Origin of the sequence: Moorena sp. SIO3B2 (genome assembly GCF_010692525.1) — a bacterium.
Classification (GTDB): domain Bacteria; phylum Cyanobacteriota; class Cyanobacteriia; order Cyanobacteriales; family Coleofasciculaceae; genus Moorena; species Moorena producens.
Window position 1 is genome coordinate 16,357 of the sequence record NZ_JAAHHE010000031.1, and the last position, 16,977, is coordinate 33,333.

The following is a 16,977-nucleotide window of genomic DNA, read 5'->3' on the forward strand; positions in this document are numbered from 1 at the left end:
CTGAAGTAGATAGGGAGATACCGGTGAGGGAGAGACAACATCCGAGGGTATAAAAAGTTTTTTCCAAAATTGACAAATAATCAATTTACAAGCACAACAACTTACCAAATTTCAACCATTCTCTATTCTCACCTGCTTATCGAGCCTGAAGAATGCGGTTAATGATTTGAGTAGTGGAGGTAGGAAATTCAACCTGGACTAACTCAATCCGCCCCCCGTAGGATTGAACAATTTTGGCTTCTGGTAAAGTGGATAAAGTGTAGTCACCCCCTTTAACGTACACCTCTGGTTGCAGTGCTTCAATTAAACGATTAGCTGTGGTTTCAGCAAAAATCACTACCCCATCTACGGGTTTGAGAGTTGCCAGAATTTCTGCCCTCTGTATTTCAGGAACCAGTGGTCGGGAAGGATATCCTGGCTGTGATGGTTTAATGCGGTTTACTGATTGATCACTATTTAGCCCGACCACTAGAGACGAACCCAAGGATTTGGCAATCTTTAAGTAACGGACATGACCAATGTGTAGTAGATCAAAACACCCATTAGTAAATACCAGTGGTCGCCATCGCTCTGACTCCTGGGTGATCAGCTGTTGTAATTCATCTGCAGTGTAAATTCCAGTCATCTAACTTGAAAATAGTTCTGAGTGAGTCAGCCAGAGAGTTCTGAGTTAAAAGGACTTACTTCGGTAGTAGGTTTCTCTACTACCAAGGCTAGCTCCCTCGCCCCGAAGGAGCTGATTTCTAATTTGCCGTCTACGATGTTGATTGGATTTTTTACCAAGAGGGTCAGGGGGTTTGACAGATTTACCAAGCTCTGATATATGGTAACTGTTGGCTTTTAGTTAGTAGGCCAGTTCAGGAACCAATACTATTATACAGGCGATGTAAATCGGATTCTGAAAACATATCCAAAAAATTGCTCACTCATTCTTCGTTCGCCGCTTACATCCTCTCCTTACTTCTTTGAAAAAGGGGAGCAAGCGCGATTCGAGTTAACGATTCCACCACACCAGAATATTTTTTCTATAACCGAGGGGATTCTCTGAGATCCCCAGTGCTTCGATGTTCCGATTGCTAGCTAACACTGCCTACTGGGTCAACGGTTTGAGCGAAGCAAAAGTGCCTTAGCTGATTTCGGTTCCAGTTATATACTAAAAAAGACTTATCTGAAGTTCCGGAAAACCCTGTCCGCAATTCGTTGAATCTTCCGTTCATGGAAAAGGGCAGTCCTAGTACACATAGGCTCAAACTTTTGCTCAAAATCGATAACCCATTTTGGCGGCGATTTTACTTCAGTTCATCTGACCTCTCACCACCGACCGTCCGGTAGACCGGACACTGGTTGCGGAAGAAGTTGAAAGCTGATCAGTTAAACTGTGAGGGGTTAGCTTGTCTAGGTCAGCAGTTAGGAAATTGGCAGATGGGTGATAGCTGATAGTTAAATAAAAGCTCAGTTGATTTCTGTGGGAAGTATAAATACAAGGCAGCTCCGTCACAATTGAAGATTGACCAATAAACCCGATTTCGCCGTTTGAGGGAAAATTCCTTTCATGTCTACTCCTTGGGACGTTTGTATCCCTGCTCATAGGCAAAGCGCACCAATTGGCTACGATTATGTAGTTTCAACTTATGGAGTATGCTACTGAGGTGAGTCTGCACAGTACGAGGGCTGATAAATAGGCGATCGCTTATTTCTTTGTTGGTTAACCCCTGAATAACTTGCCAAAATACTCGTTCTTCTGCTGGTGTCAAGGGTAGAGGTTTAGGTTTTGCCCCTACCTGAGCCAAAGTTTTAGAATTCTCAGCAGATGCTGAGGTTGATAATTGGTTAGCTAAATGGCCAGGAGCTATAGCAGTAGCTTGCTGCATCAACCGGACAATTTCAGCATGGATACGGTGCGAGCGCTCTAGCAGTGCTTCTATTTTTGCCTCTAATTCTCTCGGAGCAACTGGTTTAGTTAAATAATCATCTGCTCCCATAGAATGACCATTAATACGGTCTTCTAATTCTGCTTTGCTAGACAAAAAAATAAATGGCATCAGCCTACCATTGGGAATGTTTCTCAGACGACGGCAAAACTCTAGACCATCCATCTCCGGCATCAGCACATCAGAAACTACCAAATCCGGTGGATTTTTGACACAAGCTTCTAAGGCTTCAGTTCCCGAACACACTTGTTCTACCTGGTATCCTCGATGTTCCAGGTAGCGCTTCAAAAGAGTTAGCAGGGTTTTATCATCGTCAACAACTAAAATCTTTTTCATATTCTTTCTGGAGCCACCTTTTCTACAAACACTCCTGCCAATTGGTCATGAATTGATGCTGCTGCCATCTGGCTGGAAGTCTGTGAAAGGCCCACTCAGACAAACAATACACCATATCTTTTGATCGTAATTCGATTGACCATAGGCAGAATCTATGCTAATAACACTGTAAGTTTCGGTGTTGAAGCCCTAACTATTGACACATCACCCAAGCAATTTTTTAGGAGCGATGGCGCTGCACAAAGCAGCCTTGGCTGACTGTTGTAAAACAGTTGAACACCTTCCTATTACAGGAGAACTTAAGCTATAGAACCCCTATTTCAGCATAAAGGCTGATTTCAAACAGTTGAGCCATGGTGTAATAACTTCATCAAAGCTTTGAACTTGAACTACGTTCACTTATGCTAATACCCAGAAATGGGAATTTTCGGGAAGAAAGCTCAACAACTACCTGCTCTTTCTGTCACTCTTGCCCTGTCAATTAGTAATCATCTTAATGAGAAGATTAACTAGGGTATATTTTTTGCCATCCCCCTATAGATAGACTTTACCTCAACTACCATCTACCTGGGGTTGATCAGCAAAAAAGCTTAATGTCTCAAGCCCAATGCAGGAGATCTGGTAGTTTTCTGACTATAGGTCTATTGCCAACTTCCATCTGAAATTCATTAAAACTACTTTATGTACGAGAAAATCTCCCCTTGCCAGACTGGTTCTGCCATTACCTACAAGGATGGTCAACCCATTGTTCCTGACAACCCAATTATTCCGTTTATTCGCGGAGATGGTACTGGCGTCGATATCTGGCCAGCTGCCCAGAAGGTAATTGATGCAGCGGTCGAATGCGCCTATGGTGCCGATCGCAGCATCAGCTGGTTTAAAATCTATGCGGGTGACGAAGCTTGCGAAAAGTACGGTACTTATCAGTATTTACCCCAAGACACCCTAAATGCCATCAAAGAATACGGCATTGCTATCAAAGGACCCTTGACAACTCCTGTGGGTGGTGGTATGCGCTCTCTCAATGTTGCCCTGCGGCAAATTAATGACCTCTACGCCTGTGTGCGTCCCTGTAAGTACTACCCAGGAACCCCCTCTCCCCACAAAACTCCAGAGAAACTGGATGTAATTGTCTATCGGGAAAATACAGAAGATATCTACTTGGGTATTGAATGGCCCAAAGGAAGCGAAGTTGGTGAAAAATTGATTACTTTACTCAATCAGGATCTAATCCCAGCGACTCCAGAACATGGCAAAAAACAGATTCCCTTAGATGCTGGTATTGGCATTAAACCCATCAGTAAAACTGGCTCCCAGCGTTTAGTGCGCCGCGCCATCCAACATGCCCTCAGGCTACCTAAGCCTAAGCAGATGGTGACTTTGGTACATAAGGGGAATATTATGAAGTATACCGAAGGCGCGTTCCGGGACTGGGGTTATGAACTAACAACCACAGAGTTTCGAGCAGAATGTATAACTGAACGGGAATCTTGGATTCTCAGCAACAAAGAGCAAAATCCTGACATTACCCTGGAAGATAATGCTCGCGCGATTGAACCCGGTTATGATGCCTTGACCCCAGAAAAACAGGCGAAAGTGATCCAGGAAGTGGAAAATGTCCTTAATTCCATATGGGACACCCATGGGCAAGGTCAATGGCAAGATAAGGTGATGGTCAATGACCGGATTGCGGACAGCATTTTCCAACAAATCCAGACTCGACCAGCGGAATACTCTATTCTGGCCACGATGAATCTCAATGGTGATTACCTATCCGATGCTGCTGCTGCTATGGTTGGTGGATTAGGTATGGGTCCAGGAGCTAATATTGGTGACACGTGTGCGATTTTTGAAGCCACCCATGGCACAGCTCCCAAACATGCGGGTCTAGACCGGGTCAATCCAGGCTCTGTGATTTTATCAGGAGTGATGATGCTAGAGTATATGGGTTGGCAAGAAGCTGCTGATTTGATTAAGAAGGGGATATCAGATGCGATCGCTAACCGGGAAGTTACTTATGACCTAGCCCGGATGATGACTCCACCCGTAGAACCTCCCCTGAAGTGTTCTGAGTTTGCTGAGGCAATCATTAAATATTTTAGTTGACACTTGAGTCTTTTAAGTTGGTAACCCGATCAACAGAGGTTTTGAGCAAACTTTTTACGACAGGCCATGCCAGAAACTGGGTCGATGAACCGAACGTGCAAGTCTACATTTAAGGGCAATCCTTGGGAAGATTTGCCCTAAGCCCTTGGTTGCTGTCAAGCTGTCAGGTTAGGGCGAGTCGATTAACCAAAATTTATTAAGGGAGAATCTCCGCGTATGGGATACCGGGGAATGTCAAGGATTGGAAATGATAATTTTAGGTCGCCTCAGCTGACTTGGTTCAAGCTTAGACTTTAACTGAGGCTGATTGAAAAACTGATTTTGACTAGTAGACTGGGTAGAAAATTGCCCCAATTTACTAGTTCCTTGCGGTGCTACTGGTGTAAGCGGTGCTGCCGTTGGTACACCGGTAGCTTGCCGGAATGGACTAGAGTAGGTGTTGGAATTGAGAGGAACTGTAGGTACTGTAGGTGTTGTCGGAAAAGTTCTATCGTTCCTTGTTCGAGGTAGATTGACTCCAGGATAATTAATTTGTCCTGGATAAGGAGCTGTTGTGGGTGTGGTCGAGAAATTCCTGTTGCCGGTTAAACCTGGTGTTGTTACCCCAGGATAGGTAATTTGTCCTGGATAGGAGGGAGTCGGTAATGCTTGATTGCCAGTTGCACTCAACGGTATTCCCCCCCTAGCTTTAATTTCCTGAGTTCCTGAGTTCCGTTGTTCGAGAACTCCCCTGTTTCCATAGGAGATGTTTGAAGGCAATATGTTAGCGGGTAGTTGAGCTTTGCTATTACCGGTATTAGACTTAGCAGCATTAAGCCTATTCAAGGCTTCCTGTAAAGGGCTGACTGGTAACTCGGCTGGATTAGTGTAGGGGGAATTGAAGGAACCCAACCCCAATACAGAATTAGTCTGGTTCAGTGTGCTTGAGGATAAAGATCTCTGATTAACAGAGTTAGGATTGGTCAGTAAGCCAGTCCCAGGAACAGGAGGGATATTAAACAAATCGTTTGTAGATGTAACAAACGGATTTCTGGCTTTTGAGGACTGCTGAGGTTGGACGTTTGGCGTTAGTAAAGGTGATGTTGCTTGGGAGTTAGCTTTTGTCTGCTGAATAACTTGAGTAAATAACCCTTCCGAATTTTTGGTTTTAGACTTTCTGGCTTTATTGGTTTGCTGTGGTGGTACTGATATAGCACTTAGCGCTTCGAGCTCTGCTAATAGCACGGCAGAATTATCAATATCAGCCAACGTTGCTGCTAGTTCATCATCTTCAGAAGACAGGGTTGGTTCAACGGTGGGAGTATCAGTGTCAGCCACTTGATTGATCCCAATTGCCCTTAACAATTCTGGACGGTTCCAGTATTCCCGGACAAACCACAACATTAGGGATAACAAGACAGCTGCTCCCCAAAATGCTGGTCGTCCCAAAGGTTGTAGTTGAGCTTTCCAATAGCGGAGGTAGGCAGGAGGTTGATGACGATAAGACATGGCAGGTTTCAACGATGTTAAATATTTCAGCTTCGCTGTAACTTGATGCTAGCCTCTAATCAACGGATTCAGGTTTACAATTAGCAATTTACAATTAGCAACAATAACTACCTAGCTATCGAGCCTACCTATCGGGCAGCCCTATATAACAACAATCCTCCCGCACCTAGTCCAAATAAATTAGGCAACCAGGCTGCCATCAAAGGAGAGAAAATGTTAACTAGACCTAGGGCATTCGTTATAAATCCTAATAAGTAGTAAGAAAAAATCACTAAAACACTAATGCCGAAACTGGTTGCTTTACCTGTACGTTGAGGACGAGTTCCCAAGGAGGCTCCCACTAAACCAAAAACTAGACAAACAAAGGGAAAAGATATTTTTTGTTGAATTCTGATCCTAAGTTTACGGATTTTTTTAGCATTACCACTATGGCGTAATACCTCCAAACGCTCTAGAGACTGAGCAATGTTCATTTCACCATAGTCACGATTTTTTTTTGCCAAATCCAAAGGTGTTCTAGGAAGTTGTAGCTTTTGTTTTTGAAATCTGAGGATATTGCGGTAAGAAGCATCGGGAGATATAATATAGATGGTTCCATCTAAAAAATCCCATAAATTTTCAGTGGGGTTCCAAACGGCAGACTCAGAGGTAACAATTTGTTCTAGACCGGTCTGAGAAAAGTCTAAAATTGTCAAGCCTCTCATCTGCTTACCATCAAATTGCTCGGCGTAGAACCAACGCTTAATTTTGTTTACTTTTTTGCCATTGGGTAGCTTTACTTTTTGATATTCGGGATAAAATATGTTCCTTTCCTGAAAAGATGGTCTTTCTTTTTTGAGCGCTTTATCTAAGGTGATTTTGGACTGGTAGTTAGCCGCAGGAACCACTAATTCATTAAATACAAATGTCAGACTTGTAACGAGCAAACTCACCACTACAGCAGGTATTACGAGTCGGTAGATGCTTACCCCAAAGCTACGCATGGCAATCAACTCACTATCGCTACTGAGGCGAGAGTATGCCATCAGAGCAGCTAGGAGCATCGACATTGGTAAAGCATAGGAAATAAACTGGGGTATCTGCAACAGTAGCACTTGAAGTGCAATTCCCAGTGGTAATCCTGCTTCAGTAACTTTGCGAACCAACTCAAATAGGGTTCCAATAGCTACACCAAGTGATGAAAAAGCACCTATACCAAACAGCAGTGGTGGGATTAGCTCAAATACGATGTACCGATCCATCACTGATAAGCCAGGCATTAGTGCAATGATGGACTTGGATTTACCAAATTTCATGATGTGCTAATCACTAAATTAATTTTTAATAGCTTCTTTTATCGTTGAAACCCTGTCCCTAAGTAATACTTACGTACTAAAGGATTATCATAAAGTTCTTCAGCACTCCCGGCAGCCAGGATTTGTCCTTCTCGCATAATGTAGGCGCGGTCAGTAATCGCTAGGGTTTCTCTTACATTGTGGTCAGTCACCAGAATTCCCATTTGGCGATCGCGTAATCGAGCCATAATTTTTTGAATCTCTGACACAGCAATGGGATCGACACCAGCAAATGGCTCATCCAAGAATAAGAACTTCGGTCCAAGTGAACCAACAGCTAAGGCTCTTGCCAGTTCTGTTCGACGTCTCTCTCCTCCAGACACTTGATTACCCAAGGTATTGGCGACTTTTTCCAAACGAAACTCTTGGAGTAAGTAATGCATTCTTAATCCCCACTCACCACGAGGCACACCAGTTTGTTCTAAGACTAATTGAATATTGTCCCGAACACTAAGGTGGCGGAAGATACTCGCTTCCTGAGCCAGATAACCAATACCTAGCTGCGCTCGCCGATTGATCGGCATGCCAGTGATATCTTGATCATCTAGCCAAACTGTACCCAGATTGGGTTTTTCTAGACCAGTGGCAATGTAAAAGGTTGTAGTTTTACCAGCACCATTAGGACCAAGCAACCCTACAACTTCCCCTTGGGCAACGGAAAGATTAACGCGACTGACAACACTGCGCCTGCCATAGGACTTATGGATATTATCTAATAGTATTTTCACGGATAGCACCTTGAATCAGTCATTAGTCAATAGTCCATAATCCTTATATCCTTAGTAATTGACCAATGACCAGTAAATGACCAGAAGTGGTTGCAGGCTATTCTATCAATTAAGATCTAGTTTTTAAGCCATAATGGCTGATGGTAGTGTTTTATGTAGTTAGGGAAGCCCTGGAGCAGGTGATGTGGTGCTGTCTGAGTCAGTAACGATGTAAATTGATTCTACCTGTTGGTTCTGTTGAGGCAGGGCTACAAAGCGTCCTTCATCAATCAAATAGGTAATGGTTTCACCCTGAATACTATTGCCCTCCTGCAACACAAAAACATTACCATTGAGAACCAGACGGCGCTCACGGCTGAAGTATTGGGCTTGGGCTGCAGTTGCTTGTATTTGGCGAGCGGGATAGTTAATTTGGACATTGCCACGGGCTGTGACTACGCCAGTTTTGGAGTTAGCTTCCTGGACATCAGAGCGAACCGTCAAGGCACTTCCATCAGCTGCTGATGGTTTATTTTGGGCTTTTGCTTGGGGGCTGTTCAGGAAAGTTGGTAATGCGATCGCACCTACCAAGGTAACTGGCAAGAATAATCTTAGACCTAGATTATGCCTTAATCGGTTAGTATATTTAAGGTCGGACTTCATGCTGTTGTGTGTGATGACTGATCTCGAATACCAATAAGCTGTTCTGCCTACTAGTTTAAGCAAATCCAGCCATAGCTTGGGAATGAAAATGGGCTTTTTGCTCTAAGGCACGTGTTTTAGTTTTGACGACTAGCCACCAACAAAGTTTCTCATCCTTTCAAAGCATGTGCTAACAACTAATGGTTAACAAGTTAATGGTTAACCATTAGTTGTTAACCATCAACTCCCTTGAGTTTTGGAAAACCCCTAACCCCTTCACCACTAACTACAACATCATTGCTGTCAGCCGCCTCTAACTGTCTAACAAAATCAGCAACTTGCTCTGAGCCAAAGTTTTGCAATGCCTGTAGGAGATTAACACTTTGAGATAGTAGCTCAGTGACATCAATCCCCCCATAGTCTGGTTGATAGTTACTGAGACGTCCGATCCCTTCACCGAGTAAAACCACTGCACCACGCCAGTTTAGATTACCTAGGTGGTAGCAGGCAACAGATATTTGTAAAATACCTTGATAAAATCGCTTTTGCGGCTCAACTGCTTCTATCCATAAAGCTTCAAGGGTGTCGTGACAAGCGTAAAACTCTTGCTGATTAAATTGATCGACACCCTGCCAAAATTCTTCAGGTAGTACTATGGCTGTCATGCCATGCTATCTCGCGCAGCTTTAATTTCGTCTAGGGAAATTTCTTGCTTATCACCGGCAAAATCGTTATCCGGAGTCAAAAATAACATACAGTGGCACTCCTTGCGTTCCCGCATGGGCACACAAGGGCAATTCCAGAAGGTAGCTTTCACCTCTGCTTCTTTGTCTTCATAATGGCGGCAAGGGCATAAGGGAGCACCGAGTTCTTCTTTGTGTTTGGCAAGTCCCTCAATCACCACAGCAGTTACGCTTGGGTCAACACAGAAGTAAGTGTCAGTGCGCTGAGCATAAGTCTGAGCAAAGTTTTGCATCGCCTCCAGTTTACTATCACTGGCTTGATTAGCTATTGGTGATGTAGTCATTTAGTAAAATTGAGTTGTGAAAGAGTTCTTAGAATTGTATCGTACTGTCTTACAGGTAAATCGGATATTTGTTGATCGTTGGGATAGCGATACATATGTTTAGGATAATTGTTCGATCGGTTGAATTGGTGCTAATAAATACCAAAACCCTATCGTTTACCCTAAATCAGAAGACCAGACTGCAAACAACACGACCATTAATACGTTCATAATTCGTTGCGTTCCACAGCTTATTGGCTATGGGATCGGTTGCTGTAACTGGGGTTTTAGGGGCTCAGTCGTATTAATTACAATTCCCACACTATTGCGTTTGAGTTGTGGGACTGGGTTTACCACGGATACATCTTTTGGCCAAAGTAAGCAACGACTTCCAGGGGGTAGGGAGTTAAGACTAACAGGATTTTGAGTCAGCCAGATCAAGGGTAGATAAGGAGGTAAATAGGGTTGCTCTTCAGCTTTCCCATCAACTCCGGCTTGGGTGGCAGCAAGGGCTTCTAACACTACTGAGTTACCGTGCAATAACCCTGTTCTCGGTGTCCATAATTTGACATTTGGCTGAGTCCGACAAGCATAGGAGTAAATAGAAGCAGCAGCAATAACGGCTTGTTCAAAGTCTTCCGGATGCCATTGACTGGAGCTATCGAGGCAGATGATAATTTCTTGAGAACCAGTCAATACTTCTAACTCCCGTACCAGTAATTCACCGTAACGAGCACTGGTGCGCCAGTGAATCAGACGGGTAGGGTCACCAACTCGGTAAGGTCGTAGTGCTTTGGTAAGGTCTTGGCTAAGTGATTGAGATTTGCGATCGCTTTGGACTTGCATACTGTCCTCTTTACCAATTTCATCCACTAGGGGACAGCGAGTAAGGGGAAGTACAGTGGGATAAACTACTGCCCTAGCGCTAACATATCGACGGCGACGGCACCAAAATAATCCCAAGGGTGTGGCAGTTCTCAATTGTACCTGGTGCCACCGATAGACTCCTCGTTTGGCGGTGGGATGGTAATAAACCCAGCGATGGACACTTTGGGCTGGAATGCTAGCTACTGGTGTTTTGGTCATTGCTCCGAGTTCTGGTGGGAGCATATCCTGAATTTGTAATAGGCTTTGAGGTCCGAGGGTGGGGTTTTCGATTTCTAGTTCAATGGTTAACTGGTCTCCCACACTGACCGGTGAGATCGGACGTCGGCGTACTGATAGATGGTTAAGCGATCGCACTGGCAAGATAACGGCAATTACCAGTAGGGCAAAAATAATCGCACTGATCACATAGAGCCATCCTGCCATTGTATTGGTGGCAGCGCCAAAGAAACAGATGGCAATACCTGCTAAAAGCAAACCTCCATAGGCGGGATTAACCCAGTTGGTTTCTAACCATTCGGTGGTTTGTTTAATAATGCTCATGACTTTTTACAGTTATTCAACCCTCAACTTGTTCTCGTACCTGTTCTACACTCAAGCTAAGGGCTTCTGCCACCTGTTCCACTGTTAGTCCCATCTTCAGGAAACGGGGCACAGCCTCGAAGATTGCCTGTTCAGCTTTTTGAGCTCGTGCATGTTCCACTTCAGCCCGCTCATTACCAATCAGCAATAGATTACCTTGGTTATCCCACCACCTTAACCAGAGTTGGTTTTGATTTTGATAGGTTTCCTGCCACAATCCCAATTCGATTCCTAATGGTTCAATGGGATAATGACCTCGCTCGTTGGGCTTCATTTTGTGATAGAAACCTTTAAGGAATTCATAGACCTCCAAGTTACCGGTTTTGATTTCATAGATGCCGTAATAGGCAATGCGTATAATCTGCTCATAAACCCAAAATTTGCCTGGTTTAGTGACTTTTCCTTGCTCACTTCGGGATAGAGGAGTTTGGTCTCGTTCTTCTTCCCCGTTCCCACTGGCAAATTCAAGAGCAATTAAAGGAGCGATATATTCTCGCCATATAACGTAGGAACGGCGAATTTCACCATCTAACTTAGGCGGAACGTTGGGAACATAAAACCAGTCAGGAGCTTCTGCTCCTTTTTCGGGTGGGTCAGTTTCTCGCCAATAGATACCACAGTCTTGTCCAATGGCATAGTGTCCATCGGGATGAATTTGCTGTAAAACTGGTCCAATGGAATCTGTAAGTAAGATGCTTTGGGGATGTTTATGAAAATTTTTGGCAAAACTTCCATCTGATTCTGGTAGTTGGGTGTGATCTGGGAAAGGAGGAGGTAAAACAACCGGGTCAATACTTTGAGTCATGGTTTCTTCATCGGCTCCTACTGGGGGTATAGATTTATTTTGGCAGAATTTTTAATGAGTCAGGACTTAATAAACTTTCCAATTATCTCCCTTAAAAATACCTACAAAATTTTGCGCCCAGTCAAAAGTCCCCGCACTTCCAACATGGCAGAATAAGTAGGCAAAATATGAAGGGTTTCATGATCTGGAGTTTGTTCCAAAGCGGTAGCGATCGCTTCTGCTAAATCTTCTTTAATAATCAATTCGCAATTAGTCTGGTCTTGATTCTGGTCTTGATTCTGGTCTTGATTCTGGTCTTGACTCTGGTCTTGATTCTGGCTGTATTCTAGACGGAGTGCCATATCATAAACGCGATCGCCACTGACTACCACAGTTCCCCCTGAGTTCACTAATTTTTCTGTATCCACATCCCAAATCCAAGACACATCTGTGCCATCAGGGGTTCGGTCATTGAGTACCACTAGCTTAGTGGATGCTCCACCTTGTTTTTGCAAGTCATTAACAGCTCGAATCGTTTCATTCATCCCTACTGGATTTTTGGATAACAGAATCCGAACCTGCTTCCCATCCACAACTAATTCTTCTGCTCGTCCAAAGGCAGCGCGGAAGGTTTTAATACTGTTGTAGATGGTATCCCGGTCAATTCCCATCTCTATGGCTAGTAATCCCGCTGCCAATGTATTGTATTTGTTATAGATACCAATTAATATTTGTGGCCACTGGCTACTATTGACTGCGAGTTGAGGTTTACTAAAGCCACATTGAGGACAGTGATAGTCTCCTAGATGGGACAGATAAACACCCTCATAGTCCAGGGGATGTCCACAACTGGGGCAGTAAATTGAGTCAACCGCATGGGGAATTTCATCAAGATAGAGATCTGGCTCACTTAACCCAAAGAAAAAGACTCTCTGGGGTAACTGTTGACCTAGGTAAGACAGGGTAGGGTCATCCCCGTTTAAAACCACAACGGTTTCCTGAGGTAACGGAGCGATCGCATTTTGCCAGCGACGGCTAATCGTATCCACTTCCCCATAACGATCGAGCTGGTCACGAAACAGGTTTAAGCCCAAAATGAACTTAGGCTGACAATCAAGCAATACCAAGGGCAGCACATTTTCATCCACTTCCAAAAGGGCGTAATCAGCATCCAACTGACCAATGCCATTGGTATGAACTAGGAGTGCTGTCACTAAGCCATTAATCAAATTTGCCCCAGTGCCATTGTGAGCCACTCGCCAACCTTGGCTCTCAAGGATAGTGCACAGGAGTAAAGAGGTGGTAGTTTTACCGTTAGTACCAACAATTAGAATGACACCTTGTCTGACCTGAGCTAATAGTAACGGCAGGACTTGAGGCTGGAGACGACGGGCAATTGCTCCAGGCAGAACACTTGCTGCCCCTAGGTTTAATAACCGAACCAGAGCGGTGACGGTTTTGGCAATGCCTACGGATAACCCTAATCGTAATCTATCGATAATTGATCTAGTCACGGGATGAAAGCTAAAAGTTGTTCGTGGATGAAAGAGTCGGAACAGAAGATGAACGAATCAGAATCGAAATTTCCGATGAAAGCTAAAACCTACCATTGATTAAGAGGATAATTAGGGAAGATTTCACGCCCACCACAGCGCAAGTCCTTCACTTTGTCCTTCATACAATAGTGCTACATCGTTCATCTTTGATACTTAATAGGCAATGCTACCAGTTCAAGAAGCAGAGTCAATCATTCTCAATTTGGTTCAACCCTTTGACCCACGGCTGGAAACACAGGTGGTAGAGCTATCCGCTGCTACTAATAGAATTCTGGCAGCAACAGTGACCAGTAACTTAGATTTTCCGCACTGGGATAATTCAGCCATGGATGGGTATGCCGTGCGTTATAGCGATGTCCAATCCTGCAATCGCGAACAACCAGTAGTTTTAACTATTGTCGAAGAAATCCCTGCTGGATATCAACCCCAATGTGAAGTCAAACCGGGACAAGCGTCACGGATTTTTACTGGAGGTTGTATGCCAAAAGGAGCTGATACGGTGGTGATGCAAGAAAACACCAAGCTCCAGGACAATCAGGTGATGATTTTGGAGGCTCCCCAACCCCAAGCCTTTGTCCGTCATCGGGCATCTTTTTACCAAGCCCAAACCAGTCTTATGAAACCAGGAATTAGGCTTGGTGCTCCAGAAATTGCCGTCTTAGCTGCAGCTCAGTGTAACCAACTGACAGTGTATCGGCGTCCTCGGGTGGCAATTTTTTCCACTGGCAACGAGCTAGTAACCCCTGACCAACCCCTAAAACCTGGTCAAATTGTGGATTCTAATCAGTATGCCTTGGGTACCTTTGTCTCCCTCTTGGGGGGAGTACCCATACCTATGGGGATTGTGCGCGATCAGCCAGACGATCTAAAAAATGCGATCGCAAACGCTATATCCGAAGCAGATATGGTTCTATCTACTGGCGGTGTATCAGTGGGGGATTATGACTATGTAGACAAAATCTTAGCCCAGCTCGGAGCAGAGATTCACATCCACTCCGTTGCGGTTAAACCCGGTAAACCCCTAACTGTTGCTACTTTTACCTCCCCCTTGCCTAATTCCCCAGAAGACAGTGACCTTTCTAGTACTCCCTCGTGTTTAAAACGTCCAGTACTGTACTTTGGTCTACCTGGGAATCCCGTTTCAGCACTAGTCAGTTGTTGGCGGTTTGTTAAACCAGCACTGTTAAAACTATCTGGTTTACCGGAGGAAGTCTCCAAACCAGTTTTTGTCAAAGCGATCGCATGTAATGACTTACATGCCGGTGGAGGCCGGGAAACTTATCTGTGGGGACAACTGTGTTTAGATGCAGCTGGTAACCACGAATTTCATCTGGCCAGCGGTAGTCATAGTTCTGGTAATTTGATTAATCTTGCTTATACCAATGGTCTAGCGGTGGTGCCAATCGGTAAAACCTTGATTCGGGCTGGTGAATCGGTATTAGTTTTACAGGTAGGCTAGGGCACAATAATATCAAATCCGGTTGAATAACCTACTTCCTGGTGAGGGGAGCTTCGGGTGCAGGGGAGCTTCGGGTGCAGGGGAAGAAAGATAATGTTCTGGATATCGTAAATGTGGGCAATTATCCCGATTTGATCTAAAAGGTAAAAGCCATGCAAGCAAGGAGCTTTGATTTATCACCAGAAACCGGGTTTTAAGGGTCTTGGTGGGTAATTGATGTTGCCTAACGCTTTGTTGTCACCCCTTGCTCGCCACACCCGGTTAACCGGTCACCCACCCCATAACCCTATACCATGGCAAAAGCCGGATTTTTGGTTTCACTGGGTAAGTCTTAAAATAGATAAAGTAGTCTTGGAAACCAGGTTACTGGTCAGTAGCGCCTATCGATACTATCTACGGTAATCTTCAAGGTCTTAAGCCTAGCCAGCTCAAGCAACTAAAACGGCTGTATCACCAACGCTTACCCAGCGATAACTTGACTACGCCGGAGTTTGCTCAACGTGTTGCAGCCATTAGCACAGACATTCAACAGCCCCTATGCACCTACATCAATCGCCGGGGACAAGTGATTCGTGTGGCTGTAGGTACCCCTACTCAGACCAAAATTCCTCCCCTGGAATTGCCCCGTTACGGTGCTGAACGATTGTGCGGGATTCGCTGTATCGCCACTCAGCTCAAATCAGAAATCCCCAGAGAATCTACCCTCACGGCTATGGCAATTCAGCGATTGGATGCATTGGTGGTACTTACGATTACTGGCTCAGGTATGATAAGGCGGGGTGGTGGAGCAACAGGTTATATCAAAGAAACCTATCTCGCACATTTACTCCCTCCTAGTAACTCAGAAGGAAACAATCAGGTAGACTCTCAACTCCTAAATTGGAGTGTATCATCACCCATGAGTCTGGATATTCTGACCAAGCAGGATTTCCAGGAATTGGTCGAAGAGCTAGAAGCTGAGTTTCGAAGGCAATTTGTGGCTCAGCAAGTCGATGTTGACCAAGATAGGGTGCTGATTATAGGATTAATGACTGAAAAAATCAGCCCAGAGCGATTTGAAGATGGCTTAGCAGAAATTGGGCGGTTGGTGGAAACCGCTGGTGGAGAAGTATTAGGGGTAATCCAGCAAAAGCGATCGCATCCCCATCCCCAAACAGTAGTTGGTAGCGGTAAGGTAGAGGAAATTGCCCTGACTACCCAAACTCTAGCCGCTAATCTGGTAGTATTTGACCGCGACCTATCACCAGCACAAGCTCGCAACCTAGAATCCCAAATTGGTGTTCGGGTTGTAGACCGTACTGAAGTGATTCTCGATATTTTCGCCCAACGAGCTCAATCCCGTGCTGGTAAATTGCAGGTGGAACTGGCACAACTAGAATATATGTTGCCTCGCCTTACTGGTCGGGGTCAGGCGATGTCCCGGTTAGGGGGTGGTATTGGTACTCGTGGTCCGGGTGAAACCAAACTGGAAACCGAACGCCGCTCCATTCAGCGTCGAATTACCCGACTTCAACAAGAAGTAAACCAATTACAGGCTCATCGGTCAAGGTTAAGGCAGCGGCGTCAGCAACAGGACGTTCCGACAGTGGCGGTCGTTGGTTATACAAATGCCGGCAAATCTACCCTGTTGAATACCCTAACCAATGCTGAGGTTTATACCGCTGACCAGTTATTTGCTACCCTTGATCCCACTACCCGACGCTTACCTATTATTGACTCAGTAACGGGTAAATCTAGCGCTATGCTATTGATCGATACAGTAGGGTTTATTCACGAGTTACCCCCACCCTTAGTAGATTCATTTCGGGCTACCCTCGAAGAAGTAACAGAAGCAGATGCTTTGCTGCATTTAGTGGATTTATCCCATTCAGCTTGGGCTAGTCATATTCGTTCTGTAATGGGCATTCTGAGGGATATGCCTATTACACCAGGACCGATTTTAGTAGTTTTTAATAAAATCGACCAAGTAGATAGTGATACCCTAGCGTTAGCGAAAGAAGAATTTCCTCAAGGAGTTTTTATTTCTGCTAGTAAACGTCTTGGACTAGAGACATTGCGTCAGAAACTAGTTGAGTTAGTTCACTATGCGATCGCAACTCAATAAACTGACTCAGGGTCATGAAAAACTAACCAAAATCGGGATTTAGCTACTTTTAAATAA

At 44.6% G+C, this 16,977-nt stretch carries 14 protein-coding genes; 3 read left to right on the forward strand and 11 right to left on the reverse strand.

Features of this window, described 5'->3' with window-relative positions; genetic code table 11:
* Positions 1-136: 136 nt before the first annotated feature.
* Together F6K38_RS10465 and F6K38_RS10470 are read right to left on the reverse strand one after the other, a co-directional pair.
* Positions 137-625: an adenylyltransferase/cytidyltransferase family protein gene (locus tag F6K38_RS10465; protein WP_008182497.1), complete on the reverse strand. Its 489-nt coding sequence runs from the start codon at positions 623-625 to the stop codon at positions 137-139.
* Positions 626-1,556: 931 nt separating this feature from the next.
* Positions 1,557-2,267 (reverse strand): response regulator transcription factor, encoded by a 711-nt coding sequence (locus F6K38_RS10470; RefSeq protein WP_008182494.1) that lies wholly within the window; start codon positions 2,265-2,267, stop codon positions 1,557-1,559.
* A gap of 681 nt (positions 2,268-2,948) precedes the next feature.
* On the opposite strand from F6K38_RS10470, the gene F6K38_RS10475 reads away from it, so the two are divergent.
* Entirely contained in the window at positions 2,949-4,373 is a 1,425-nt protein-coding gene (locus F6K38_RS10475; RefSeq protein WP_008182493.1) for an NADP-dependent isocitrate dehydrogenase, read from the forward strand.
* Positions 4,374-4,607: 234 nt separating this feature from the next.
* On the opposite strand, the gene F6K38_RS10480 is transcribed toward F6K38_RS10475, so the two are convergent.
* The 9 genes from F6K38_RS10480 to F6K38_RS10520 all read right to left on the reverse strand — a co-directional run bounded on the left by F6K38_RS10480 (position 4,608) and on the right by F6K38_RS10520 (position 13,315).
* Complete coding sequence (locus F6K38_RS10480; RefSeq protein WP_044492666.1) at positions 4,608-5,861, reverse strand: hypothetical protein; 1,254 nt, start codon at positions 5,859-5,861, stop codon at positions 4,608-4,610.
* Positions 5,862-5,989: 128 nt separating this feature from the next.
* Positions 5,990-7,156, reverse strand: a complete 1,167-nt coding sequence (locus F6K38_RS10485) for an LptF/LptG family permease (protein ID WP_008182489.1) — start codon at positions 7,154-7,156, stop codon at positions 5,990-5,992.
* A gap of 38 nt (positions 7,157-7,194) precedes the next feature.
* On the reverse strand, positions 7,195-7,923 hold the full coding sequence (gene lptB / locus F6K38_RS10490) for an LPS export ABC transporter ATP-binding protein (protein ID WP_008182487.1): 729 nt from the start codon (positions 7,921-7,923) through the stop codon (positions 7,195-7,197).
* A gap of 159 nt (positions 7,924-8,082) precedes the next feature.
* Positions 8,083-8,565, reverse strand: coding sequence for an LptA/OstA family protein (locus tag F6K38_RS10495; RefSeq protein ID WP_044492664.1), 483 nt, complete (start codon positions 8,563-8,565; stop codon positions 8,083-8,085).
* 212 nt (positions 8,566-8,777) lie between these two features.
* Positions 8,778-9,209 (reverse strand): DUF309 domain-containing protein, encoded by a 432-nt coding sequence (locus tag F6K38_RS10500; protein WP_008182483.1) that lies wholly within the window; start codon positions 9,207-9,209, stop codon positions 8,778-8,780.
* Entirely contained in the window at positions 9,206-9,571 is a 366-nt protein-coding gene (locus F6K38_RS10505) for a ferredoxin-thioredoxin reductase catalytic domain-containing protein (protein WP_008182480.1), read from the reverse strand. The genes F6K38_RS10500 and F6K38_RS10505 overlap by 4 nt, the downstream gene beginning before the upstream one ends.
* Positions 9,572-9,808: 237 nt before the next feature.
* A complete protein-coding gene (locus F6K38_RS10510) occupies positions 9,809-10,978 on the reverse strand; it encodes a DUF58 domain-containing protein (RefSeq protein ID WP_008182478.1) in 1,170 nt (389 codons plus the stop codon).
* A gap of 16 nt (positions 10,979-10,994) precedes the next feature.
* Positions 10,995-11,822 carry a Uma2 family endonuclease gene (locus tag F6K38_RS10515; protein WP_008182476.1) on the reverse strand — a complete coding sequence of 276 codons (828 nt, stop codon included), beginning with the start codon at positions 11,820-11,822 and terminating at the stop codon, positions 10,995-10,997.
* A gap of 101 nt (positions 11,823-11,923) precedes the next feature.
* Positions 11,924-13,315 (reverse strand): Mur ligase family protein, encoded by a 1,392-nt coding sequence (locus F6K38_RS10520; protein ID WP_008182474.1) that lies wholly within the window; start codon positions 13,313-13,315, stop codon positions 11,924-11,926.
* 205 nt (positions 13,316-13,520) lie between these two features.
* Between F6K38_RS10520 and F6K38_RS10525 the strand changes: the two genes are divergently transcribed.
* A complete protein-coding gene (locus F6K38_RS10525; protein ID WP_008182472.1) occupies positions 13,521-14,816 on the forward strand; it encodes a molybdopterin molybdotransferase MoeA in 1,296 nt (431 codons plus the stop codon).
* Positions 14,817-15,198: 382 nt separating this feature from the next.
* Positions 15,199-16,920, forward strand: a complete 1,722-nt coding sequence (gene hflX / locus F6K38_RS10530) for a GTPase HflX (RefSeq protein WP_044492662.1) — start codon at positions 15,199-15,201, stop codon at positions 16,918-16,920.
* Positions 16,921-16,977: the final 57 nt, after the last annotated feature.

Coding starts and splice junctions, on each gene's coding strand:
- F6K38_RS10465 (WP_008182497.1), bottom strand. CDS start 625: ATGACTGGAATTTACACTGCAGATGAATTACAACAGCTGATCACCCAG.
- F6K38_RS10470 (WP_008182494.1), bottom strand. CDS start 2,267: ATGAAAAAGATTTTAGTTGTTGACGATGATAAAACCCTGCTAACTCTT.
- F6K38_RS10475 (WP_008182493.1), top strand. CDS start 2,949: ATGTACGAGAAAATCTCCCCTTGCCAGACTGGTTCTGCCATTACCTAC.
- F6K38_RS10480 (WP_044492666.1), bottom strand. CDS start 5,861: ATGTCTTATCGTCATCAACCTCCTGCCTACCTCCGCTATTGGAAAGCT.
- F6K38_RS10485 (WP_008182489.1), bottom strand. CDS start 7,156: ATGAAATTTGGTAAATCCAAGTCCATCATTGCACTAATGCCTGGCTTA.
- F6K38_RS10495 (WP_044492664.1), bottom strand. CDS start 8,565: ATGAAGTCCGACCTTAAATATACTAACCGATTAAGGCATAATCTAGGT.
- F6K38_RS10500 (WP_008182483.1), bottom strand. CDS start 9,209: ATGACAGCCATAGTACTACCTGAAGAATTTTGGCAGGGTGTCGATCAA.
- F6K38_RS10505 (WP_008182480.1), bottom strand. CDS start 9,571: ATGACTACATCACCAATAGCTAATCAAGCCAGTGATAGTAAACTGGAG.
- F6K38_RS10510 (WP_008182478.1), bottom strand. CDS start 10,978: ATGAGCATTATTAAACAAACCACCGAATGGTTAGAAACCAACTGGGTT.
- F6K38_RS10515 (WP_008182476.1), bottom strand. CDS start 11,822: ATGACTCAAAGTATTGACCCGGTTGTTTTACCTCCTCCTTTCCCAGAT.
- F6K38_RS10525 (WP_008182472.1), top strand. CDS start 13,521: ATGCTACCAGTTCAAGAAGCAGAGTCAATCATTCTCAATTTGGTTCAA.